Origin of the sequence: Vibrio tritonius (genome assembly GCF_001547935.1) — a bacterium.
Taxonomy (GTDB): Bacteria; Pseudomonadota; Gammaproteobacteria; order Enterobacterales; family Vibrionaceae; genus Vibrio; species Vibrio tritonius.
The window spans coordinates 2,666,028-2,688,638 of sequence record NZ_AP014635.1 but is presented as its reverse complement, the minus strand read 5'-3'; the positions used below and the strand labels follow the sequence as shown (position 1 = coordinate 2,688,638).

Here is a 22,611-nt window from a genome sequence, read left to right as displayed (position 1 = left end):
GTGAATTGTAAAACACCAAAATAACGGTTATGGTGATAATGTCTATTAATGATTTTTTTCGATATCTGATAAATAAAATTAATGCCCTAGGGAAAACAGTGCGTTAGTAAGTTATTAAGTGAAACTGATTGAGCATCGCAGGGAGATAAGAGTGCTAAATCTAAAACAGTTAGAGACCTTTGTGTGCATCGCGCATTTAGGTAGCTTTCGTCAAACCGCTGAGCAGTTGTGTACCACGCAGCCAGCGATTTCAACTCGTATTGTTAATCTCGAACACACGTTAGATACCACGCTGTTCCATCGCGATGGCGGCAAAGTTTCGTTAACCACCAAAGGGCGTGAGCTGTTGCCACTGGCCGAAAGTATTGTGGCGAGTAGTCAGCAATTTATGCAAAAAGCCAGTCATGAAACCACCTTGTCTGGGCTACTCAAAATGGGGGTGTCAGAGACTTTAGTTCACACTTGGGTGCCGGCTTTTTTGGAGCGACTGCATCAGGTGTTACCGCAAGTGGAAGTGGAGCTGTCGGTGGATGCCACGGTCAATCTCACGCGTGAACTGCTGGCGCGTAACTTGGATATCGCCATGATGATGGGGCCGATTAATGAGCCGAGTTCGGTAAACAGCCCTCTTAGCACGTACCAACTTTTTTGGGTTGCAAGACCCGATATCGCCAGCCAAGTCAGCGGTGGGCTTCGTGATTTTATCCATTGGCCCATCATTACTTATGGGCGTAACACCGCGCCATATCATGAAATCTCCCATTACTTTAAACAGAAAAATCAACATGATATGCGGTTCTACTCTTCTGCCTCTTTGTCTGCTTGTGTCAAGCTGGTGGAAAATGGTGTGGGTATTGCGTCACTACCCAAGGAAGTGGTGCAAGAGCAGTTAGAGAGCGGTGAGCTGGTGATCATTGAAGCTGAATGGAACCCCAAACCACTCTATTTTACCGTGACGTATTTGAACGCGAGTGAACGCATTCGTAGCCAACAGCTATTAGAGCAGGCGGTAGAGTTAGCGCTGCAAGCCGCAGGTGATCATGGATTGGCGGTTGCCAATCCATGAATCTCTTAGTTTGACTAAACGAACCTAAAACAGATCCTGCAAACGTTGATAGAGGGCGATAAAAGTCGCACGTTTATTCGCATACTGCTGATTCGCAGCGCTATTGGGTGTGTGCTGAGCCAATACTTCAGGCAATGGACAAATCTGGCGAATGTCGGTGTGAGGTTCGGCTAGTGCTAACTGGGCTAAACGAGCAGCTCCAAGCGCTGGACCCACATCGCCACCTTGGCGATACACTAACGTTTGCTGGAAAATATCTGCCAACATTTGTCGCCAATATGGGCTGCGAGCGCCGCCGCCGATCAGTGCGATTTCTTGGGGTTGAGCACCGGTTTTATGCATCGCATCTAGACCGTCGGCTAGGGCAAATCCCACCCCTTCTAATACCGCTTGGGCTAATTCATAGCGGTCGGTGGTATGAGTCAAACCAAAGAACACCCCTTTGGCATCTGGGTTGTTGTGCGGGGTTCTTTCACCAGATAGATAAGGTAGGAAGATCACTTGAGTGCTTGGCTTACGAGCTTCTAACTCACTCATCATGGTCGGAACATCTTTAAATTCCGTTAATTGTGCCACCCAGTTTAGACATGAGGCGGCGCTCAGAATCACCGACATGGTATGCCAAGTATTGGGCAGAGCATGACAAAAGCTATGCAGTGCAGCTTCTGGGTTGGTGACCACACCATCGCTAACAGCAAAGTAGACGCCTGATGTTCCAAGTGAAATCATCGCCTGACCCGGTTCGATGATCCCCACACCGACAGCACCAGCAGCGTTGTCACCGCCACCTGCGACGACGGGAACCACGGGTAATCCGAGTTGATCCGCTACCTCACGAGTTAAATAACCCGTGATTTCTGAGCCCTCAAAAAGGGATGGCATATGGCTACGGGTAAGTCCGGTTGCAGCCAAAAGCTCATCACTCCAATCGCGTTTTTCCAAATCGAGCCACATTGTTCCTGCCGCATCGGACATATCTGACGCGTAATCGCCTGTTAAGCGAAAGCGCAGGTAATCTTTGGGCAGTAACACTTTGTGTATTTGGTGAAAAATCTCTGGTTCATGGCGTTGAACCCATTTGACTTTAGGCGCGCTAAATCCGGGCATCATCAGATTACCAGTGATTGTTCGGCTAGTCGGCACTTCTTGTTCGAGTAACTGACACTCCTGTGCGCAGCGTCCGTCATTCCACAAAATGGCGGGGCGCAGAATTTGATTGTGTTTATCGAGTAGGGTGACGCCGTGCATTTGACCCGAAAGACCAATCGCTTGCACCTCTTTGAGAGAGTGTTTCGCGCCTAATTCGCGAATGGAAGCGCAAGTGGCTTGCCACCATTGCAAAGGATCTTGCTCAGACCAAAGCGGCTTTGGGCGAGACACCGTCATATTAACGGTAGCGGAACTGACCACATCGCCAGATGCGGTTATCAGGATACTTTTGACTCCAGAGGTGCCTAAATCTATACCGATGAACATCATTATTTCCCTTCTGTTTCAGTGAGTTTTTATACGTTAGATTTATTGTTCTTTTCCCTTGATTTTAATCCTTAACAACGTGACCACAATTACGTTTTCTCTCAACCAAATTCTGCGATTTAACGACTGAGCATAGGATCACATTGGCTTGACTAGCACGTTGATAGACTCATCGGTTTAAATAAGGGAGTGCTAACATTGGCTATGAATAAGAACTACCAAATTTCGTTACTGTTTAATGCCAATAAAGCCTATGACCGACAGGTAATGGAAGGTATTGGCGAATACTTACAGGCTTCGCAATCGCGTTGGAATATTTTTATTCAAGAAGACTTTACTACCGATATTGAACAATTTCACAACTGGCGTGGTGATGGAGTGATTGCGGATTTTGATAATCCGAGCATTGTTCAATTGTTGTCTCAAGCAACCATTCCTGTGGTGGGAATTGGCGGCTCTTACGCCAAACAAGAGGACTATCCCCCCGTCCCGTATGTGGCGACCGATAATGTCAAATTAATTGAAATGGCGTTTGAGCATCTTAAACATAAGGGCTTAGAAAAGTTCGCCTTTTATGGCATCCCCGATGATTCTTGGGAACGTTGGGCGATAGAGCGGGAAAGTGCCTTTGTGAATCTGATGGAGCGCGAAGGGTATTATTTCTCGGTGTTTCGAGGCAGTGCGACCAATTCCAAAACATGGCAATTTGATATGAATCGTTTGTCGGATTGGCTGCAACAACTTCCGACGCCGATTGGCATTATTGCGGTGACCGATGCACGTGCGCGGCACCTTTTGCAAATGTGTGAAGACCTCAACTTGATGGTGCCGGATAAGGTGGCGGTGATTGGTATCGATAATGAAGAGGTGACTCGTTATCTTACGCGAGTCTCGTTAAGCTCAGTGGGGCAGGGCACCAAATCTATGGGCTATGCGGCAGCTAAACTGCTCGACAAAATGCTCAATGGAACCCGTTGGTCACCCGCCCAATTACCGCGCATTTTGATTCCGCCCACTCAGGTTTATGCTCGGCAGAGCTCGGATTATGAAGGTGTCGATGACCCCTATGTGGTTCATGCCATGCACTTTATTCGGCAAAATGCCTGCAAAGGGATCAAAGTAGAGCAAGTACTTGATCATGTAGGAGTATCGCGTACTAATCTTGAAGCTCGCTTTAAGCTGCAGCGTGGGCATTCGATCCACCAAGAGATTCATCAGGCGAAGTTAGAACGGGCAAGTTACCTATTGGAAAACAGTGAATTGCCGATTTCTGATATTGCCGATGTGTGTGGTTATCCCTCTATCCAATATCTCTATTCCGTGTTTAAAAAGGCCTATAACAAAACCCCCAAAGAGTACCGCGTTGGTGGTGATTAACGTGTCATCAAGGTTCTATACCCAAGTAACCTCAAGATGCGGTTTCAGCGAGAATGTATTGTAAAAAATACGTTTAAACAAAAGCCACCTGAGTGCAACTTAGGTGGCTTTATCGAGTTTGAAATGGCGTGACTATTTTAGATGCAAAGAGGTGTGTTGCGGTACGCGCGTCTCTTTCTTATGCCATAGAGATTCAAGTTGTTCCAAAGAAAGCCCTTTGGTTTCCGGTACCCAGCGATAGATAAAGTAGACCGTAAATAAGCCCATAATGCCGTATAACCAGAATGGAAATCCGCCATTAAATGCTTGATAGATTGTGCTTTCGTGGTCGTTCATCATTGGGAAGGTTTGTGACACCACAAAGTTAGCGGCCCATTGGGCAAACACCGCAATGGAAAGTGCTTTAGAACGAATGTGGTTGGGAAAAATTTCGGAGAGCAATACCCAAACCACTGGACCAAGTGAAAGAGCAAACGCGGCAATGTAAAGCAGCACAAAGATTAGCAGATAGCCGCCAATCGCATCCATGTACGCAGCCGTACCAATCGCTATCATACTGATCGCCATCAGAAATGATCCCAACATCATCAATGGGCGACGACCAAATTTATCGACAGTGAAGATAGCCACAGCGGTAAAACTTAAGTTCACCGCGCCCACCAAGATGGTTTGCAGCAGCGCTAAGTCAATCGAAGAGGAGCTAAAGCCTTTCAAAATAGTTGGCGCGTAGTAGAGGAATACGTTAATCCCAGTCACTTGTTGCAACACGCTAAGCATGATGCCAATCACCAAGACGCCCATTAAACCTGCAGCCATGATGGAAGGGCTGCTGTGATGAGTCAGCGAGGCTTTGATCTCTTGCCATTGACCTTCGATATTGTCGCCAGGGCTTAACGATTGCAGCAGAGCATGAGCTTCATCGTTACGACCTTTCATGACCAACCACCGTGGTGTTTCTGGAATAAAAAACAGTAAAATCAAGAACAGGCCTGCAGGGATGGTTTCTGAGGCGAACATATAACGCCAACCGGTTTGGTTTAGCCACTGTTCTGTACCGAGTAGTGCAATGCCATAGTTAACGAAATAGACCACTAACATCCCGAAAATAATCGCAAATTGGTTACAAGCCACTAAGCCACCGCGTTTTTTAGGTGGTGCGACTTCAGCGATGTACATAGGGGAAACCATAGAAGCGATACCCACGCCAACCCCGCCGATAATGCGATAGATAACAAAGGTCCAGTAGTTTTGTGGAATCGCAGAACCGATCGCGGAAATCAAAAACAGTAATGCCGCAATGAATAGAGCGCCTCTACGACCATATTTGGCGCTGGTTTCGCCAGAAATCAACGCACCGAGAACACAACCTATCAGTGCAGAAGAGGCGGCGAAGCCAAGTTCTGTAGAGGTTAAATCAAAGTAGTTTTGCAGTGCTTCCGTTGCGCCGGAGATGACTGCTGTATCGTAGCCGAACAGCAAACCTCCCAGTGCGACGACTAAGGTTAGCCTCAGCACACTTATCTGGTTATTCATGTTATTTCCTCATTATTTTTATGTAGGGTCACCTCATTGTTGGGAAAGCGCATGAATTAATAAATTGTCGAAAAAAACATCACGATTACGATATTTCACTAATGTGAATTGCTTGGGGATTTGACGTTAAAACTGGGTTGCATAACAGTGAAATTGTTAAATTGAGTGGCGTTTCACATTTGGTAAATATATGAAAAACGGAGTGAAAAAACGTAATTGTTCAAAAGCCTCTCACGGTCAAAGATGAACTCAAGATGACTCGAACCAAATATGAGGACATAACAATGAATGAGTTCTTCTCCAACGTGAAACCAATTCAATTTGAAGGCAATTCCAGCGAAAACCCACTTGCGTTTCATCATTACGATCCAGACAAAATGATTTTGGGTAAATCGATGAAAGACCATCTTCGTTTTGCTGCGTGTTATTGGCACAGTTTGACTTGGCCCGGTGCCGATATCTTTGGTACAGGCACATTTGAACGTCCTTGGATGCAACCGGGTAATGCACTTGAACTGGCGCATGCGAAAGCCGATGTTGCGTTTGAATTCTTCTCCAAATTGAATGTTCCTTATTACTGTTTCCATGATGTGGATGTGTCGCCAGAAGGAGCTAATATTCGCGAATACGTAAATAACTTGGCAGAGATGGTCGATGTGTTAGGTAAAAAACAGGAAGAAACCGGGGTGAAACTGCTGTGGGGCACTGCCAATGCGTTCTCTAATCCTCGCTATATGGCTGGGGCAGCAAGTAACCCAGATCCTAAAGTGTTTGCCTACGCGGCAACTCAGATCTTCAATGCGATGAAAGCGACCAAAACCTTAGGCGGTCAAAACTATGTGTTGTGGGGCGGCCGTGAAGGTTATGAAACTCTGCTGAATACCGACCTGCGTCAAGAACGTCAGCAACTCGGTCGATTGATGCAGATGGTGGTGGAAAACAAACACAAAATCGGTTTTAAAGGCACAATTTTGATCGAACCTAAACCTCAAGAACCCACCAAACACCAATACGATTACGATGTGTCTGCTGTGTATGGTTTCTTGAAACAGTTCGGTTTGGAAAATGAGATCAAAGTGAACATTGAGGCTAACCATGCAACCCTTGCTGGGCACAGCTTCCAACATGAAGTGGCTACCGCAATTTCTCTAGGTATCTTTGGTTCGATTGACGCGAACCGTGGTGACCCTCAACTGGGTTGGGATACTGACCAATTCCCAAATAGTGTGGAAGAAAACGCCCTCGTTGTGTACGAAATTCTTAAAGCGGGTGGTTTTACTACCGGTGGCTTTAACTTTGATGCGCGTTTACGTCGACCATCTATTGCTCCAGAAGATCTGTTCTACGGTCATATCGGTGGTATGGATACCATGGCGCTCGCGTTAGAAAAAGCCGCCGCCATGATTGAAAATGACCTTCTGGCGAAGAACATTGCCCAGCGTTACGCAGGCTGGAATGAACCACTAGGCAAAGCCATTTTAAGTGGTGACCATTCACTGGAATCACTAGCGAAATACGCAGTGGACAGCAATATCCAACCAGTCAAAGAATCAGGTCGCCAAGAGTACTTAGAAAATATTGTGAATCGATTTTTGTTCTAAATGCTTTTTCCCTAGATAACTAGGAGCCGCTATTTCGTCCGGATTCAATATTTTTGAAGTGCCTGTCCCCCGAACGCTTTCCCTTTGGAGTGCCTGTCCTTTTAAGGTGCTCTTAAGGCGTTAAGCAAAGGCCTCAAAAAGCAAAGCTTACTCACAGCCTGTTAGTTACTAGCAGGCTGTTTTTGTGTTTGGAAGGATCCTTGAAGATCTATTCGGCAAGAAAAATCGGGCTGAAAAGGGGAATTGTCAGAGTTCTGCAAGATAAAAATGTGATCTTTGCCCAGAATAGTTATTTTTTGTTCAAGTCTTCGTTAAATGTTGCAGAACGTTATGTGACAATTTACTTAATCTTGGATGACATCTGCCGATGCAGAGCTCTGAGATAGATATAAAATAAAAATCATACGGCTAGGTAAAAATAATGAATAACCAGACTATCGATGCGATGAGTCTTGGGGTAAGTGATGTTTGGAAACTGCGTTTTGAGCTGTTCGATACATTAGGTGCCCAAGAGCGTGGTCGCTCAGATGTATTTAAATCATCGGCTTATAAAAATTTAAGTTGGAAAGATCGTTTACTGCTCTCTTTCAATCCTTTGGCATTTGTTGGCGGGTTTGTTTACTACCTGTACAAAGGCATGGTCGGTAAGGCGGGGTTAATCTTCTCCGTTACTATGCTGTGGAGTGCGTTGCTACTGGCGGTGGAATACCTGCTTGGTGTGCGCTTTCCACATATGTGCTATTGGTTACCGCCTTCTGCCATGAGCGCTCAGTTAGCAAACTTCGACTACTACCGCAAACTTACTCAAGGTGAATCCTTGTGGAAAGGTTGGCACCCAAGCTTTTATCGTCGTTATGGTGTCACTCAAATGGTATTAGGTTCGGTTGGTGTGTTTGCTGCCGTGCTGCTGTTTGTGAGTCATTTTCAGTATTCAACCGCAGATGCGCGTAATTCAGATCAAGCGATCCGTATCGATTGTGGCTTAGAAAAAGTCTACGTGATGCCCAACGAGCTAGACCTTTTTGGCAAAGAAGCGTTATGTCGACACTTTTAAGGTAACACTGCCCTATTACTCCTAATTAGCATCAACTATTGAGGTTTTCTGCCACAGAAATGCTCTGTGATAGTTTGATTGTTCAAAAATATAATTATGCAAAAAAGCCATCTAGTTTTAGATGGCTTTTTTCATGTATAAATCTCTGATAAGTAACCGTTCAGCATGCTGTTTTTGACTTTTATTGAATATCTATGCATTGAGAAAGTTCTTAAAATTAGCGACCAATTGGTTTTTAATCTCTTTAATCATTGAAAATAAGTGTGATAGACTCAGCGACTCTAATTACTATTTTGCAAATTCTTGCACTTTTATTCGATTTTTAGTGGTTTTATTCATCTTGTTTCATTTTGGTGGGTAACCACTTTTTAGTCAGGAGCTTTCCAGATGCTACACGAGTATGTAAGCATATTACATGACTATCAAGGCATAATTTGGCAGAGTTCAGTGGTCACTATTCAATTGGCATTATTGTCGGTGTTAGTGGCGATTGTCTTAGGACTTATTTCTGCGATAGCAAAATTATTTGGCGCAAAACCGCTCGCAATCATTGCTGATTGTTATACAACTTTAATTCGTGGTGTGCCGGATTTGGTGCTGATGTTGGTGATTTTCTATGGCTTGCAGATGGCGCTCAACAGCGTAACGGAATCTTTGGGCATGGATCAAATTGATATCGACCCATTCTCTGCAGGCGTGCTCACCATTGGTTTTATCTACGGTGCCTACTTTACCGAAACGTTCCGCGGTGCATTTATGACGGTCTCTAAAGGCCAAATTGAAGCGGGTGTGGCGTACGGTTTTACTCCAGCGCAAGTCTTTAACAAAATCATTTTTCCCCAAATGATGCGTTTTGCGCTGCCAGGCCTATCAAATAACTGGTTGGTGACGATGAAAGCGACCGCTTTGGTCTCTATTATCGGGCTAGTCGATATCGTGAAAGTGACGCAAGATGCAGGGAAAGGGACTTACCATTTCTTCTTCTTTACTATCGTTGCTGGTGTGCTTTATCTGATGTTTACCACGGTTTCCAATTTTGTGTTCTGGTGGTTAAACCGCGTTTATTCAACCGGACATAAGAAGGCACAGCTATGATTGAGATTTTAAAAGAGTATGGTATCTCTTTCTTATGGACTGATGGCTATCACCTAACTGGGATTGCGGTTACGTTATGGTTGTTGGTGGTTTCGGTGACGATTGGTTTCTTTATCTCGATTCCACTTTCGGTTGCCCGCGTATCGTCATACAAGATTTTCTCGGTGCCTGTGTGGCTGTTCTCTTACGTATTTCGTGGCACGCCACTCTATGTTCAGCTCCTGATCTTCTACTCCGGTGTTTATACCCTTGGCTTTGTTCGTGATACTGAGTTTTTAAACTGGTTCTTCCGCAGTGGTTATAACTGTGTGTTGCTCTCTTTGGTTTTGAACACATGTGCTTACACCACGGAAATTTTTGCTGGTTCGATTCGTGAAACCAAAGCGGGTGAAGTAGAAGCTGCGCGTGCTTATGGTTTTAGCACTTGGGCGATGTACACCAAGATCATTATTCCTTCAGCACTGCGCCGCGCCATGCCTGCGTACAGTAACGAAGTGATCATGATGCTGCACTCAACGTCGCTGGCCTTTGCCGCAACCGTACCGGATATTTTGAAAATTGCGCGCGATGTTAACGCTGCGACTTACATGCCGTTCCATGCCTTTGGTATTGCGGCAGTGATTTACTTAGTTATTTCTCTAATTTTAATTAGCTTGTTTAAACGAGCAGAAAAACGCTGGCTGAAACATTTAGCTCCTGCGTCACAGAATGCATAGTGAGGTCCATGATGAATACAACAAAACTCGCAGTCAGCAACCTGCATAAAAAATATGGTAATCACGAGGTATTAAAAGGCGTTTCTCTCGAAGCGAAAGCCGGTGATGTGATCAGTATTATTGGTTCATCCGGTTCGGGTAAAAGTACCTTCTTACGTTGTTTGAACTTCCTTGAAAAGCCCTGTGCGGGCGAAATTTTCGTTAATGGTAAAGCCATTCAGATGAAAGCGGATGCTCAAGGTGAACTGAACGTAGTGAATAAAAAAGAGCTACAAAATTTACGCACGCAGTTGACTATGGTGTTCCAACACTTCAATCTATGGGAACACATGACAGTGCTAGAAAACGTCATTGCAGCTCCGGTCAATGTGTTAAAAATGCCTAAAGCAGAAGCCATTAAACTTGCAGAAAAATATCTCGATAAAGTAGGGATTGATGCCAAGGCTCGCCAGAAATACCCAGCACAACTCTCTGGTGGTCAACAGCAGCGTGTATCGATTGCACGTGCGTTAACCATGGAACCAGAAGTTTTACTGTTCGACGAACCAACGTCCGCACTCGATCCTGAGCTTGTCGGTGAAGTACTAAAAATCATGCAGCAATTGGCTGAAGAAGGAAAAACCATGGTGGTGGTGACCCATGAAATGGGCTTTGCTCGCCATGTGTCCAACCATGTGGTGTTCTTACATCAAGGAAAGATAGAAGAACAAGGCGCTCCTGAGGAACTCTTAGGAAATCCAAAGAGCGAACGACTTCAACAATTCCTCTCCGGAGCTCTCAAATAACGTTTCTAGAAAAGCCTGACCATGTCAGGTTTTTTTCTATCTGCTGCAAGCCGTTTGCGCAGATCTGACTTTTTCTCATGGCTACTATGATCACAATTCGCTACTCACTAGTGTGTGAATCATCTAAGTTGCCATGCCCACTGTAAACACAACAAAGGCAGGGATCGATTATGAGTATTAAAACCAGAAAAGTAGCCGTTATCGGCGTTGGACGAGTGGGTTCACATGTGGCTAGCCACCTTGTGACTCGTGGGTTGTGTGATGAATTGGTTTTAATTGATAAGGATACTCAGAAAGCAGAAAGTCACCGTATCGATTTACGTGACGGTGCCGCTTTTGGTTATCACCGTATGACCATCAGTTGTGGTGAGTATTCTGATCTGGATGATGCTGACGTTGTTGTCATCAGTGCCAGTGGTCCTATTGTGGAAGAGAACCGCTTGCTTGAATTGGATAACAACCTGAGCATCATTAATGAAGTGGCGACTAAGCTCAAGGCCACTAAGTTCAACGGCGTGGTGATTTCCATTACCAACCCATGTGATGTGGTCGCACAATATTTTCATGAACTGACCGGCTTTTCCGTTATAGGGACAGGCACCTTAATCGACTCTGCGCGTTTGCGTGCGGCGCTCTCTCGTGAAACCGGCATCTCGCCACGTTATATCCAAGCCTATTGCTTGGGGGAACACGGTAATAGCCAGTTTGTAGCGCAAAGCCATGTTTCGTTTATGGGCGTACCTTTAGCTGAGTGCCTAAAAGATCAATCAGGACGTTTTGATGGATTGGATTTTGCTGCACTACAACAGGAAGTGATACGTGCCGGTTGGGATATTTTTAAAGGTAAAAATGCCACTGAATTTGGTATCAGCACTGCAGCTTGTGAACTGATTGATGCCATCTTCCACGATGATGGTCGAGTGTTACCTTGTTCAACCCTGCTTAATGGGCAATATGGTCAGCATGATGTCTACGCCAGCACGCCTTGTGTGATTGGTAAAGAGGGCGTGCAAACGGTTCTAGAACTGAATTTGACCATTGAAGAGCAAGTTCTGATGGCGCAAACCTGCGACATCATCAAAAAGCACCGTCCAACGGTAAAATAAGCATCACACGAGAATAAAAAAACATGTCAAACACAATAATGAAGCTTCCGTTTCCTAGCCAAATTCTGCGCGGTAAAGGTGCGTTAAACGACTTTCTGCCAGCGGTTGCGACCAAGGGGCATCGCTTATTTGTGATCGGGGGAGAACGCGCTTTAGCCAGTGTGATGCCTAAATTGGATCTCTGTCTTGCACAAAACATAGAACACAATTTTGTGGTGCAAACACAGTGGTTTGGTGGCGAAACATCGCAAACTAATATCGATCGTTTAGTGAAATTGGCTAAAGAATTCAAAGCCGATGTTATCGTCGGTGTTGGTGGTGGCAAAGCAATTGATACCGGTAAAGCTGTGGGTGAAAGCCTAGGTTTGCCTGTGGCTACCATTCCCACCATCGCGGCAACCTGCGCTTCAAACTCTTCTGTTTCCGTGGTTTACCATGATAACGGCCACTACGATTACATCTATAAGTTAGAGAATGCTCCTGCTTTTGTGGTGCTAGACAGTGCATTAATTGCTGAAGCACCACTGCGTTGGCTTGCCGCTGGCCTTGGGGATACGTTAGCGAAATGGTATGAATTTCGCGCGATTGCTGAAAAGGCGCCTCAGTGTGCGTTGAATATGTCAGCATTTAGTAATGGTCGTTTGTGTTACGACGTTATCAATCGCTATGGCGAAGAGGCGGTTGCGGAAGTGACGCGTAAAGAAGCCGGTTTTGCCCTCGAGCAAGTGATGGACGCGATCTTTATTTTTGCTGCGCTTACCTCAACCATGGGTGTAGGCGATCACGTTGCTGCCGCGCATGCGATTTACGATGGGTTTACCGTGATTGATAAGACTCGCGAATTTGGCCACGGTTTGCTGGTGGGCTTTGGTAACTTGTGCCTATTGTCTTTGGAAGGTCGTCCTGACGCTGAAATCATTGAAGCGATTCAGTTAGCGAAACGTTGTGCGGTGCCAGTATCACTTAATGAGATTGCCGTTGATCTTACTGAAGAAGAGCTGTTCTTAGTTGCTCAAGCTGCGGTTGCTACCAGCGATATGGATAACATGCCAAGCAAAGTCTCTATCGAGCAGACCATTGCGGCGATGCATCATGTGTCAGCGCTTTCTGCAACACTGTAAAACCAACTGATGAACTCTTCTAATACTTGAGAAGAGTTGGATGAAGACCGGTGCACCAGATAATAACTGGCACCGGTTTTTACGTTTTCAGCGAACGGTTTAACGAGGCGCTTCATGCGAATATCATCTTCGACCAAATGGACATCTGCCATGGCGATGCCAAAGCCTTGTACCGCGGCGCTAATTGCCAAATCCATGGTATTAAAATATTGATGTTTATGAGAATTAGGCGCCACTTTGTGGGTCTCTTTAAGCCACAGTGACCAGTCGGTTTGATCTTGCGTTGGGTGCAGTAAGGTATATTTCTCTAAGGAGATATTGAGATCCGACGGGGCAATGTGGGAGGCGATCACCGGTGAAATCGCCTCTTCAAATAGCTTGAGTCCATGATGACCTTCACCATGAGCGGCGCGAAACACGATTCCAGCATCAAAATTCTCAGTACGAAAGTTGACATCGTGATCGGTCGTGGTGGTCAGCGAGACATGAATATGGGGTTTTTCTTGTTGAAATTGCATCAGCTTAGGTACTAACCAACGCATTGAACAAGTGGGGGCTTTTAAGCGAATTTCACTGCGCTGCAAACTCGCTTTTTCGGTGACGGTCAGCAGTTGGTCATACGCCTTTTGTAGCTCAGGTAAAATCTCTTGTCCTTGCGCGGTTAACGATAATCCGCGCGCTAGCCGGTTAAATACCGCAAAGCCCAAGTACTCTTCTAAGGTGGCAATTTGACGACTGACAGCACCTTGCGTCACGCACAGCTCATTAGCCGCGTGGGTGAAATTTAGATGTTTTGCAGTAATAACAAAAGCATACAGAGCATTAAATGGTGGTGTGCGTCGTGACATCAAAAAGTCCCAGCTATGTGTTTTTCTCATGCCTATTATGACAAGAATTCGATACTCGCGACAACGGTTATCACGGTAAATTATCGGGTCTAGAACTATCGGTGGATAGTTGTCGTTAAGAGGTTTTCATGATTCACACTCCCGTTTCATCGCGCACTAAATTGGATGATGTTGGTACCACCATATTTTCTGTTATTGGTGAATTATCCAGCCGTTACAAAGCCATCAACTTATCTCAAGGTGCTCCTAACTTTGCCTGTGATTCTGAGTTGATCAAAGGCGTAACGCGCGCGATGGAGAATAACCATAACCAATACGCTGTAATGACAGGGTACGCGTTACTGCGTGAGCGCATCGCGGAAAAAATCCAGAATGTCTATGGGCGCTCATACGATGTAGAACGGGAAATTCTGGTCACCGCCAGTGCTAGCCAAGGGATCTATTCAACGATTTCTGCGTTAGTGCATCCGGGCGATGAAGTGATCTATTTCGAACCCTCTTTCGATAGCTATGCGCCGATTGTTCGTTTGCAAGGTGCTAAGGCGATTCCGCTTAAATTGCAGGCGCCTGATTTTGGTATTAACTGGGATGAAGTGCGTGCCACCATTACCAGCAAAACCAAAATGATCATCATCAACACTCCGCATAACCCGACAGGGCAAGTGTTAAACCAAGCGGATCTTGATGAGCTGGCTGCGATTACCCGTAATACTGACATCGTGATTTTGTCTGACGAAGTTTACGAGCACATCGTGTTTGATGATAAACCCCATTGCGGCATGGCCACTCACAGCGAGTTAGCGGCGCGCAGTGTGATTATTTCTTCTTTTGGTAAAACCTTCCATGTGACAGGTTGGCGTGTGGGGTATTGTGTTGCGCCACAAGCTTTGATGGACGAAGTGGTGAAAGTTCACCAATTTCTTATGTTCTCAGCGGATACACCAATGCAGTATGCATTTGCTGAGTACATGAAAGATCCACAAACCTATTTGCATCTGGCGAAGTTTTACCAACATAAACGTGACTTGATGATCTCCTCTCTGGCTGAAAGTCCGTTTGAACTTATTCCAAGCAGTGGTTCTTTCTTCTTGCTCGCCAGCTATGGACACTTAAGCCAAGAGAAAGACAGTGATGTGGTGACCCGTTTAATCAAAGAACAAGGGGTTGCAACCATTCCACTTTCCGCGTTTTATACTGATGGCACGGATAACAAAGTGATTCGTCTGTCATTTGCGAAAGACGATGCGACCATCATTGCCGGCGCACAGGCACTCTGCCGCGCTCGGTTTGATTAAGGAGTTTTCCTGTGAAAGTCACGGTTGCCGCGATTCAGATGAACAGCAACGACGATGTTGCTGATAACCTGCAACGGGCGAGAAAGTGGGTTCTTGAAGCCGCTCAAAAGGGTGCTCAGTTTGTTGTTTTACCAGAGTATTTTTGCTTTATTGGGCAAAATGATGCAGCGCGTTTGGCACATGCCGAACCCGACAGCGGTGGGGTGATTTCGCAAGCGCTACGTGCGATAGCTAAAGAGGCGCAGGTGTGGTTGTCGGCTGGCACCATTCCGTTAATCAGCCCTGATAAAGACAAAGTTTACAATACTAACTTGCTGTTTAACCAAGAGGGTGAATGTGTCGGTCGCTACGATAAAATTCACCTATTTGGCTTTGATAACGGGCAAGAGAGTTACAAAGAATCAGACACACTTTATCCTGGTAAGGTCGTTACCACATTTGAACTGCCTTTTGCCAAGGTCAGACCTTCGGTTTGTTATGATTTGCGGTTTCCTGAGCTGTATCGTCTGCATAAGGAGTATGAGGTGATCACAGTTCCTGCTGCGTTTACGTACACCACCGGCCAAGCACATTGGGAGCTATTACTTCGAGCTCGCGCTGTGGAAAACCAATGTGTCGTGATTGCAGCGGCGCAAACGGGCGTTCATCCCAACGGCAATCGCACTTTTGGCCACAGTATGATCATCGGCCCTTGGGGCGAAGTGCTGGCAATGCTGGAAGAGGGCGAAGGCGTCGTCACTGCGGAAATCGATTTAGAACGACTTGATCAAAGTCGACAACAATTACCGGCGTTAAAGAACCGGATTTTTTATTAGTTACTGATTGGATAACAAGGGAATTACTATGAATAAAGCGCGTTTAGTGATGCTTGCTTTGGGTTTGATGGCATCAGCTTCTTCTTTTGCAGCCACCGTACGTTACGGCTTAGAAGCAGAATACCCTCCTTTCGAAAGTAAAAATGCCAAAGGCGAATTAGTCGGCTTTGACATTGAGCTGGGTAAAGCTATTTGTGAACGTATGAAAACCGAATGTGTCTGGAAAGAAAGCAGCTTTGATACGCTGATTCCTGCACTGAATGCGAAAAAATTCGACGTGATCAACTCTGCGATGAACATTACTGAGCAGCGCGCTAAAGCGATCGACTTTACCAATCCAATCTACCGTATTCCTTCACAGCTGATCGCTCGTGTCGATCAACACCTCGCACCAACGGCTGACGCGCTACGCGGTAAAAACATTGGTGTGCTTCAAGGTTCAATCCAAGAAGTGTACGCAAAAGCTCACTGGGAACCAAAAGGTGTAACCGTGACAGCGTATAAAGACCAAAACATGGTTTATTCCGACATGATGACCGGTCGTATCGACGGTACATTAGTAATGGCTGCAGCTGGTCAAGCTGGCTTCCTTAGCAAACCAGAAAGCAAAGGCTATGGCTTTATCGGCGAACCGGTTGAAGACGCTAAAATCCTAGGCAGCGGTATCGGTTTTGGCCTGCGTAAAGGCAGCGATGAGCTAAAAGAAAAATTCAACAAAGCCATCAAAGAAGTACAAGATGACGGCACAGTGAAAAAACTGGCTGCACAATACTTCACAGGCTTTGATGTCAGCGTGAAATAAGCGTTAACCGCTTATCTTGCAGACCGTTTCTGCAAACACAACATCTCTAATAAAAAACACACAGTTGCATCCACTGTGTGTTTTTTTTGCGCTTCTGAGGAGTATTTAGAACTTAACAGTGTTATGACTTATTTACGTTTCACATCCGACTAATAAGTTTGTTATACTCTGGTCATAACATAAATCAGAGCTAAAACCTTTGGATGAGATTGATGTATTACTAAGTATGCATGGTGAGCAAGTTCATAGGGATGATGGATATTGGTGGAAGATTGAGGCTTGGGCTGTTCCTCCAACTAAAGAACGTCCTCATGGTATTCGCTATAACCTCACGCTGCATAATAAATACAATAAGCGGGTATTTGGGCATGATAACGCCCATGCAGTTAAACCGCCCAAAAGTAAAAAGTTCAGTGGGAAATGTTACGAATATGATCACATGCATAAATCAGCTGTTGATCAAGGCACCCCTTACGAGTTTTCTGATTGTTATACTTTGCTTCAGGATTTCTTTGAGGGTATAGACAAAACCATTGCTGCAATAGAAGGTAAATAATATGAAAGCAAGAATTGGAATTATGTCTGAAAAGCTCATTCGTATGAGGCTGCTTGCTATTGCTCAAGGAAAATACAAGCCTCAACAGGATGAGCCGAGAGTATGGTATACATCGATTAATGCTATTTCTCAGATTCTTTGTCCGGAAAATATTGAATTGTTACGCTTAATTGACTCAGAGAGGCCTGAAAGCCTAACTCAATTGTCAGAGTTAACAGGGCGAGCTAAATCTAATTTATCAAACACTCTTAAAGCATTAAGTGAAAAAGGGTTTGTGCGTTTAGAGCAAGGTGCTGGCAAGTCGATTAAACCTGTCGCTTTGTTTACGGATTTTGAAATTGTTACTAACTCTGAACTCGAACATTACTTGCTGCAGCTATCAATCGGTCAGGCAGCTGCTTGATCGATAACAGGCAAAAGTAAGGTCTTAGTAATATTTATTATATTGATTTATAATAGTTTTTAACTAATTGAATAATAGCTATCGTAAAAACACACAGTTGCATCCACTGTGTGTTTTTTTTGTATCCCGTAAAAACTCACAATGTTGCATTTTTATTTGAATAAAAATCCCTTATCAAGGTAATCATCACATACCGCTGTTAACTGCGTTCAAATAGCTATATAAAATTGCACTTTGTTATAATAAAATACATATGCTTATGTTTGTTTTAATTATTAAAAGGAAAGGATATGAAAGGCAAACATTCAGTGATTCATCGTCGTCTTGGATTGGGTAAATTAGCACGTTGTATCTCGCTAGGGTTAATTGGCATCATGTCTACAACAAGTTCGATGGCAAGTATTTCGCCACGACCGATGGAATATTTAAATCGTGGTTTAGTAGCACTTGAGAGAAGTAACGATGTTTACTTATCTTGGCGAATGTTAGGGACTGATGATGAAAATATTGGTTTTAATCTTTACCGTAACGGTGAGCAGATTAACGAAAGCCCAATTACCACATCAACTAATTATGTAGATGAAGATGGAACGGTTTCTGATACTTATACAGTTGAAACAATTTTGGATTCCGGTAGTGAAATGTCAGATAAGGCTACTGTTTGGAGTCTAAAAGAACCTTATAGAAATCCTGGAAAGCCTAAAATCCCGTTTAAACGAATCCCTTTACCGAGTGCTCCAGAAAATGAGGGTATTACCTACACTCCCGGCGATATGAGTGTTGGCGATTTAGATGGTGATGGACAGTATGAACTGATCTTTGAGTGGGAGCCTAGCTCTGGTGTTCACTCTTATGTTGAGGCCATTGATCTCGATGGCAACAGTTTATGGCGTATAGATTGTGGTCCAAATACCGATAAACAGATTCTCAATATTATGGTTTATGATCTCAATGAAGATGGTAAAGCCGAAGTCGCTATGTTGACTGGCCCCGGTACAAAAGATGGAACGGGGAGTTACTTAAGCAAAGGGCCAGCGGCAAACGACGATGACTCATTAGTGATTGAAAGGGTCTCTGGTCATTTGATGGCAGATCCCCAATATATTTCTCTATTTAACGGTGAAACTGGTAAAGAAATGGCCACCGTAAATTTATGGCCTGCGATTGGACCAATTGAGGACATGAAAGCAACATGGGGTGACAGTTACGGTAAACGTTCGGCATCCAGAAAAGGGGCTGTTTTATACGACGCCAATAACGGACCTATGTTGGTTTATTCTCGTGGGATTTATAGCCGTATCGGTATGGCAGCTTACAAGTGGGATGGAGCGAATACGCTTACTACGGTTTGGAAGTTTGATTCTGATGATGAAGGCAATGAAGAATACGCAGGTCAAGGAAACCACAGTGTAGCGGTAGGTGATGTTGATGAGGATGGTTCAGACGAACTCACTTACGGTGCAATGGCCATCGATAATGATGGCACTGGTTTGTACAGTACTGGTCGTGGACATGGTGATTCACATGCGATTGGTGATTTGATGCCAGATCGTGATGGAATTGAGTTTTTCCAACCACATGAAAATAGCACTTATGGCATCGATATGCGTGATGCAAAAACCGGTGAAATCTTGTGGGAAGTATTAAGCTCTAACGATGTCGGTCGCGCTTGGGCGGCAGATGTAAATAGCGATTACCGAGGTTCAGAGATTGCTGCGGTTGGTTTAGGTAGTTTTGATGTCTATGGCAATCAATTAAGCGAAAGTTATAACTCATATCTACAGCCTTTGTATTTTGATGGTGATGTACAACAAGAGCTTAGAGGAGGAGCGAGTGTTAATGGGGATAAACGTTTGTTTACTGGTTGGTATTATGGAGCTAAAACCATACATAGTTCTAAAAATGATGCCAATTTAGTCGCCGATATTATAGGTGATTGGAGAGAGGAGATTATTTTCCCCAATGTTGATAATACGGAATTATTACTTTTTTCTAGTTGGTTTGAAACCGACCACAAAAATTACACATTAATGCATGATCCAATGTATCGCATGAATGTAGCGGTGCAAAACGTCGGTTATAACCAACCCGCTCACGTAAGTTATTATTTTCCAGATGGTGCACCAACTCCGAATATTAGGTTAATTAAAGCTGATAAATAGATCTTAATAATAATTGGCTATTAATAATCAACAAGCCCATTCCTTCCGTAATTGAGCTTGCCCTGTGTTCATTAATGAAGCTCTGAATGCTGCATGTTAAGGTCGTTGGGGTATTAAAGCAGAGGATATGATAGCCTCTGCTTTATTATTGATATTGAGTTGGTTAACCAAGTTTCCTTAGTAAATCAGAAAGCAAAGGCTATTCTTATTGAAGCTGCACATGACCTCGCTCCATTGCAACTCACTGAATCACGTTTAGTCGATTCGGGTAATGAAGGTTTGCTCGTCATCCACAAAAGCGACAAAGCCACCGTGATAGATAAACACCCGACCGCGACCTTCAACTAAGCAGGCAAGCTGAGGGTGTAAATCCTCTTTGATATCCGCACTTTGATAGGTTCCTGTATCGGTAATGACGCCGCTGAGTTTTGGCAAATATCCATAAGTGCGCCTGGCTTGATCGAGCAGACTCAATTCGCTGGCGGTAGAGAAGCAAGCAGGGATCGCACCGGCATCTTCGATAAACAACGTTTTGAATTCTTCAAAAGCGGTAATTACCAGCCAGTCGATGTCGTTAACATGATGGATAAACATAGATTTTCTCGGTCATTCTGATGCGGGGATGTTATCACTATTAGGGGAAACGTAGTAGATCGTGGCGAAAGGCAGTCGTTTACTCGAGCTACTGAAAGCTTTAGAAGCTAAGAATTCTGACGCTGTTTCATCATTTAGGCCAATGAGTGTTCGCTTGGACGTTATTGCTCATCTGAATGCTCAAGCATTAACAGATCTCGATGAACGTGATTTGGATGATTTTTAAGAGTGAGTAACTCGTTAAATATTCAAGTTTTTAAGCATAAGATCGTAATTGACTCACTGACGGACAGTGAGCTTCAATTGTTGACTAAAAACTTTAAACACTACAAGAAAACGGGGCAAAAACCGGATTTTTTGGTCGAGATGAAGCTTATGATCATCTCAACACATTACCGATCTTGAAATCAGCGAAAGTGAAGCACATTCACTTAGCTGCTAGTGATGCTCCGTTCTTAAGTTCTATTCAGTTTTACCAAACGAGTGACAAGCTATTGTCAAGGTTGGAGTGATCGTAGTAGTTTTAGGAATTTGCAATGTTAGTCCCAAAAAGAAAGATCTAAATTGACTCAGAGAAAGTCTGTATTACTCTCTGATTTTTATCATTAAATTAAGATTATAATAAATGGCACACGTAGCATACTTAACCGTCGAAGGCGCAACTCAGGGACCGATCTCTAAAGGCTGTAATACTCAAGACTCTATGGGAGGAAAATACCAATCAAATCATATTGATGAAATTTCAGTAATAGCTTGTAATCACTCAATGTCAAAGTATGAACAAAGAAAGCTACATAACCCAGTGGTTATTTCTAAAAATATTGACAAGTCGTCACCTTTGTTAGCTAGTGCTTTTTCAAAAGGTGAAAAACTTAGCTGCAAAATAAATTTTTTTCGAAATAATGAACAAGGGTTTAATGAGCTTTTTTATACAATTGAATTGGTAGATGCGATTATTGTTGCTTTGGATTTTGTTCTACCTAATACGATTAATTCTCATGGTGATGAGATGCATGAAATGATTAGCTTTGGCTATAAAGATATTATATGGACACACAAAATTTCTGGTACAGAAGGCTATGACTCATGGAATAATGGAGAGTGGGGTGAGAAATAATTACGAAGAATCAAATGAAGTAAAAAGTCGATCTCGTAACCTTATAATAAGAGCATCTATCGAAGGTAATAAGCACATAAAAAATGGGTCGGTTAAAGCAAAATTTTTAAAATATTATGATGATATTGCTAATCAAATTGTAATTGAATTCGAGCAAGGTCGAAAAAGCTTAAATCAGGCTCTGTCTTCAATTGAGGAAGAAGCTGAAAACTTACTAGAACAGAGTATCACTATTTCTCAAAAGGGAGCGGGGTTTATAGCAGGGTTATTACAAATAAAAAGTGGGTTGATTGGTATATCAGAAACAAGAGGAGTGAGTATTCCATATCATGGTTGGATGGTTGCTCATGGCATTAATAACACTATAGAAGGAGGTGTATATTTTTTTACTGGTGATGATAATTATATTGGCCCAGTGAAAAAATTATATGAAGAATATGCTAAAAGTAAAGGTTGTTCGCCAAAATATGGTGATATGGCTTACAACGCAATTGACTTGGTATTTTCTGCTCATGGGCTTGCGTCACGAAGTAATGTATTAAAACAACATTATTCACTATTAAATAAGTTAAGTAATAGTAAGAAAATAATTTTATATAGGGCTACGGCAGAGGACTATCTAATAGGTTTACAAACGTTAGGTCCACTAGCTCTTGGAGTTGAGGGCGTTGCTGATATTTCTGCAGTGCAATCAATTTATAATGATATCGTAAGCGATGATTTTGAGTGTAATCTTCAATGAGTATACTTTTGTTTCTTTTAGCATCGATTTTTGTTTGGAAAATACTAAGGGTAATATCTAGAAAATTAGTAAATTCGAATATTGTAGTTAGATTTTTATATATTATTTTTGTAATGTATATTGCATCTGAATATTTTTATTTCGCAAAGTATCATCAATTCGCATTTCTTTTCGAAAAAATCATGCCAAATGATGTTAATAATGTATTTTGCTGGTGGTTTGGTTTTATTTTTTCTGTTTTATTAGTTGCTACATGTTTTCCTATGTCTATAGCTAAAAGTAAAAATAATCTATAATTTAAACCAACGTTCTCACACCAAGTATTAAAGCTAACACTTAGCGGTCCC

At 43.5% G+C, this 22,611-nt stretch carries 22 protein-coding genes and 1 pseudogene; 19 read left to right on the top strand and 4 right to left on the bottom strand.

Translation table 11 applies throughout. From position 1 onward, the window contains the following. Window positions 1–151 precede the first annotated feature (151 nt). Window positions 152–1,066: a LysR family transcriptional regulator gene (locus JCM16456_RS11860; protein ID WP_082712294.1), complete on the top strand. Its 915-nt coding sequence runs from the start codon at window positions 152–154 to the stop codon at window positions 1,064–1,066. A gap of 24 nt (window positions 1,067–1,090) precedes the next feature. Here the strand turns inward: JCM16456_RS11860 and xylB are convergent, their stop codons facing one another. Beyond that, window positions 1,091–2,542 carry a xylulokinase gene (xylB, locus tag JCM16456_RS11855; protein WP_068714591.1) on the bottom strand — a complete coding sequence of 484 codons (1,452 nt, stop codon included), beginning with the start codon at window positions 2,540–2,542 and terminating at the stop codon, window positions 1,091–1,093. 204 nt (window positions 2,543–2,746) lie between these two features. On the opposite strand from xylB, the gene JCM16456_RS11850 reads away from it, so the two are divergent. Then, complete coding sequence (locus JCM16456_RS11850) at window positions 2,747–3,919, top strand: XylR family transcriptional regulator (RefSeq protein ID WP_068714589.1); 1,173 nt, start codon at window positions 2,747–2,749, stop codon at window positions 3,917–3,919. Window positions 3,920–4,051: 132 nt separating this feature from the next. On the opposite strand, the gene JCM16456_RS11845 is transcribed toward JCM16456_RS11850, so the two are convergent. Further along, window positions 4,052–5,452, bottom strand: a complete 1,401-nt coding sequence (locus tag JCM16456_RS11845) for a sugar porter family MFS transporter (protein WP_068714587.1) — start codon at window positions 5,450–5,452, stop codon at window positions 4,052–4,054. A gap of 284 nt (window positions 5,453–5,736) precedes the next feature. On the opposite strand from JCM16456_RS11845, the gene xylA reads away from it, so the two are divergent. From xylA to JCM16456_RS11810, 7 genes are all read left to right on the top strand, one after another. Next, window positions 5,737–7,053 carry a xylose isomerase gene (gene xylA, locus JCM16456_RS11840; RefSeq protein ID WP_068714586.1) on the top strand — a complete coding sequence of 439 codons (1,317 nt, stop codon included), beginning with the start codon at window positions 5,737–5,739 and terminating at the stop codon, window positions 7,051–7,053. 421 nt (window positions 7,054–7,474) lie between these two features. Beyond that, window positions 7,475–8,107 carry a hypothetical protein gene (locus JCM16456_RS11835; RefSeq protein WP_068714584.1) on the top strand — a complete coding sequence of 211 codons (633 nt, stop codon included), beginning with the start codon at window positions 7,475–7,477 and terminating at the stop codon, window positions 8,105–8,107. Between the two features lie 387 nt (window positions 8,108–8,494). Next, window positions 8,495–9,202 (top strand): ABC transporter permease, encoded by a 708-nt coding sequence (locus JCM16456_RS11830; protein WP_162266541.1) that lies wholly within the window; start codon window positions 8,495–8,497, stop codon window positions 9,200–9,202. Next, a complete protein-coding gene (locus JCM16456_RS11825; RefSeq protein ID WP_068714582.1) occupies window positions 9,199–9,918 on the top strand; it encodes an ABC transporter permease in 720 nt (239 codons plus the stop codon). Before JCM16456_RS11830 ends, JCM16456_RS11825 begins: the two co-directional genes overlap by 4 nt. An 8-nt stretch (window positions 9,919–9,926) precedes the next feature. Next, window positions 9,927–10,703 (top strand): histidine ABC transporter ATP-binding protein HisP, encoded by a 777-nt coding sequence (gene hisP / locus JCM16456_RS11820; protein ID WP_269450793.1) that lies wholly within the window; start codon window positions 9,927–9,929, stop codon window positions 10,701–10,703. 170 nt (window positions 10,704–10,873) lie between these two features. Further along, window positions 10,874–11,809, top strand: a complete 936-nt coding sequence (locus JCM16456_RS11815; protein WP_068714578.1) for an L-lactate dehydrogenase — start codon at window positions 10,874–10,876, stop codon at window positions 11,807–11,809. Between the two features lie 23 nt (window positions 11,810–11,832). Continuing rightward, complete coding sequence (locus JCM16456_RS11810; protein WP_068714576.1) at window positions 11,833–12,930, top strand: iron-containing alcohol dehydrogenase family protein; 1,098 nt, start codon at window positions 11,833–11,835, stop codon at window positions 12,928–12,930. Here JCM16456_RS11810 and JCM16456_RS11805 read toward each other — a convergent pair. Beyond that, window positions 12,900–13,778 carry a LysR substrate-binding domain-containing protein gene (locus JCM16456_RS11805; RefSeq protein ID WP_068714574.1) on the bottom strand — a complete coding sequence of 293 codons (879 nt, stop codon included), beginning with the start codon at window positions 13,776–13,778 and terminating at the stop codon, window positions 12,900–12,902. The genes JCM16456_RS11810 and JCM16456_RS11805 overlap by 31 nt on opposite strands. A 128-nt stretch (window positions 13,779–13,906) precedes the next feature. On the opposite strand from JCM16456_RS11805, the gene JCM16456_RS11800 reads away from it, so the two are divergent. The 6 genes from JCM16456_RS11800 (at window position 13,907) to JCM16456_RS11775 (ending at window position 19,811) form a co-directional block, all read left to right on the top strand. After that, complete coding sequence (locus JCM16456_RS11800) at window positions 13,907–15,073, top strand: methionine aminotransferase (protein ID WP_068714572.1); 1,167 nt, start codon at window positions 13,907–13,909, stop codon at window positions 15,071–15,073. An 11-nt stretch (window positions 15,074–15,084) separates the two neighbouring features. Then, window positions 15,085–15,888, top strand: a complete 804-nt coding sequence (locus JCM16456_RS11795) for a carbon-nitrogen hydrolase family protein (protein ID WP_179946780.1) — start codon at window positions 15,085–15,087, stop codon at window positions 15,886–15,888. A 28-nt stretch (window positions 15,889–15,916) separates the two neighbouring features. Then, window positions 15,917–16,690, top strand: a complete 774-nt coding sequence (locus JCM16456_RS11790; protein WP_068714570.1) for a transporter substrate-binding domain-containing protein — start codon at window positions 15,917–15,919, stop codon at window positions 16,688–16,690. Window positions 16,691–16,889: 199 nt separating this feature from the next. Then, window positions 16,890–17,246 carry a DUF6516 family protein gene (locus JCM16456_RS11785; RefSeq protein ID WP_156430519.1) on the top strand — a complete coding sequence of 119 codons (357 nt, stop codon included), beginning with the start codon at window positions 16,890–16,892 and terminating at the stop codon, window positions 17,244–17,246. 1 nt (window position 17,247) lies between these two features. Continuing rightward, window positions 17,248–17,649 carry an HVO_A0114 family putative DNA-binding protein gene (locus JCM16456_RS11780; RefSeq protein ID WP_068714566.1) on the top strand — a complete coding sequence of 134 codons (402 nt, stop codon included), beginning with the start codon at window positions 17,248–17,250 and terminating at the stop codon, window positions 17,647–17,649. Window positions 17,650–17,939: 290 nt separating this feature from the next. Next, window positions 17,940–19,811: a rhamnogalacturonan lyase family protein gene (locus JCM16456_RS11775; RefSeq protein WP_068714564.1), complete on the top strand. Its 1,872-nt coding sequence runs from the start codon at window positions 17,940–17,942 to the stop codon at window positions 19,809–19,811. A gap of 255 nt (window positions 19,812–20,066) precedes the next feature. Here JCM16456_RS11775 and JCM16456_RS11770 read toward each other — a convergent pair whose 3' ends face one another. Continuing rightward, window positions 20,067–20,405 carry a cytosolic protein gene (locus JCM16456_RS11770; RefSeq protein ID WP_068714562.1) on the bottom strand — a complete coding sequence of 113 codons (339 nt, stop codon included), beginning with the start codon at window positions 20,403–20,405 and terminating at the stop codon, window positions 20,067–20,069. 61 nt (window positions 20,406–20,466) lie between these two features. Between JCM16456_RS11770 and JCM16456_RS24010 the strand changes: the two genes are divergently transcribed. The 4 genes and pseudogenes from JCM16456_RS24010 (at window position 20,467) to JCM16456_RS11760 (ending at window position 22,264) form a co-directional block, all read left to right on the top strand. Further along, window positions 20,467–20,631, top strand: coding sequence for a hypothetical protein (locus JCM16456_RS24010; protein ID WP_162266540.1), 165 nt, complete (start codon window positions 20,467–20,469; stop codon window positions 20,629–20,631). Window positions 20,632–20,755: 124 nt separating this feature from the next. Beyond that, window positions 20,756–20,917: pseudogene (locus JCM16456_RS24475) on the top strand (type II toxin-antitoxin system YafO family toxin); the annotation flags it as partial. A 113-nt stretch (window positions 20,918–21,030) separates the two neighbouring features. Continuing rightward, window positions 21,031–21,522, top strand: coding sequence for an Hcp family type VI secretion system effector (locus JCM16456_RS11765; RefSeq protein ID WP_068714560.1), 492 nt, complete (start codon window positions 21,031–21,033; stop codon window positions 21,520–21,522). Continuing rightward, complete coding sequence (locus JCM16456_RS11760; RefSeq protein ID WP_068714558.1) at window positions 21,512–22,264, top strand: DUF4225 domain-containing protein; 753 nt, start codon at window positions 21,512–21,514, stop codon at window positions 22,262–22,264. The genes JCM16456_RS11765 and JCM16456_RS11760 overlap by 11 nt, the downstream gene beginning before the upstream one ends. Window positions 22,265–22,611: the final 347 nt, after the last annotated feature.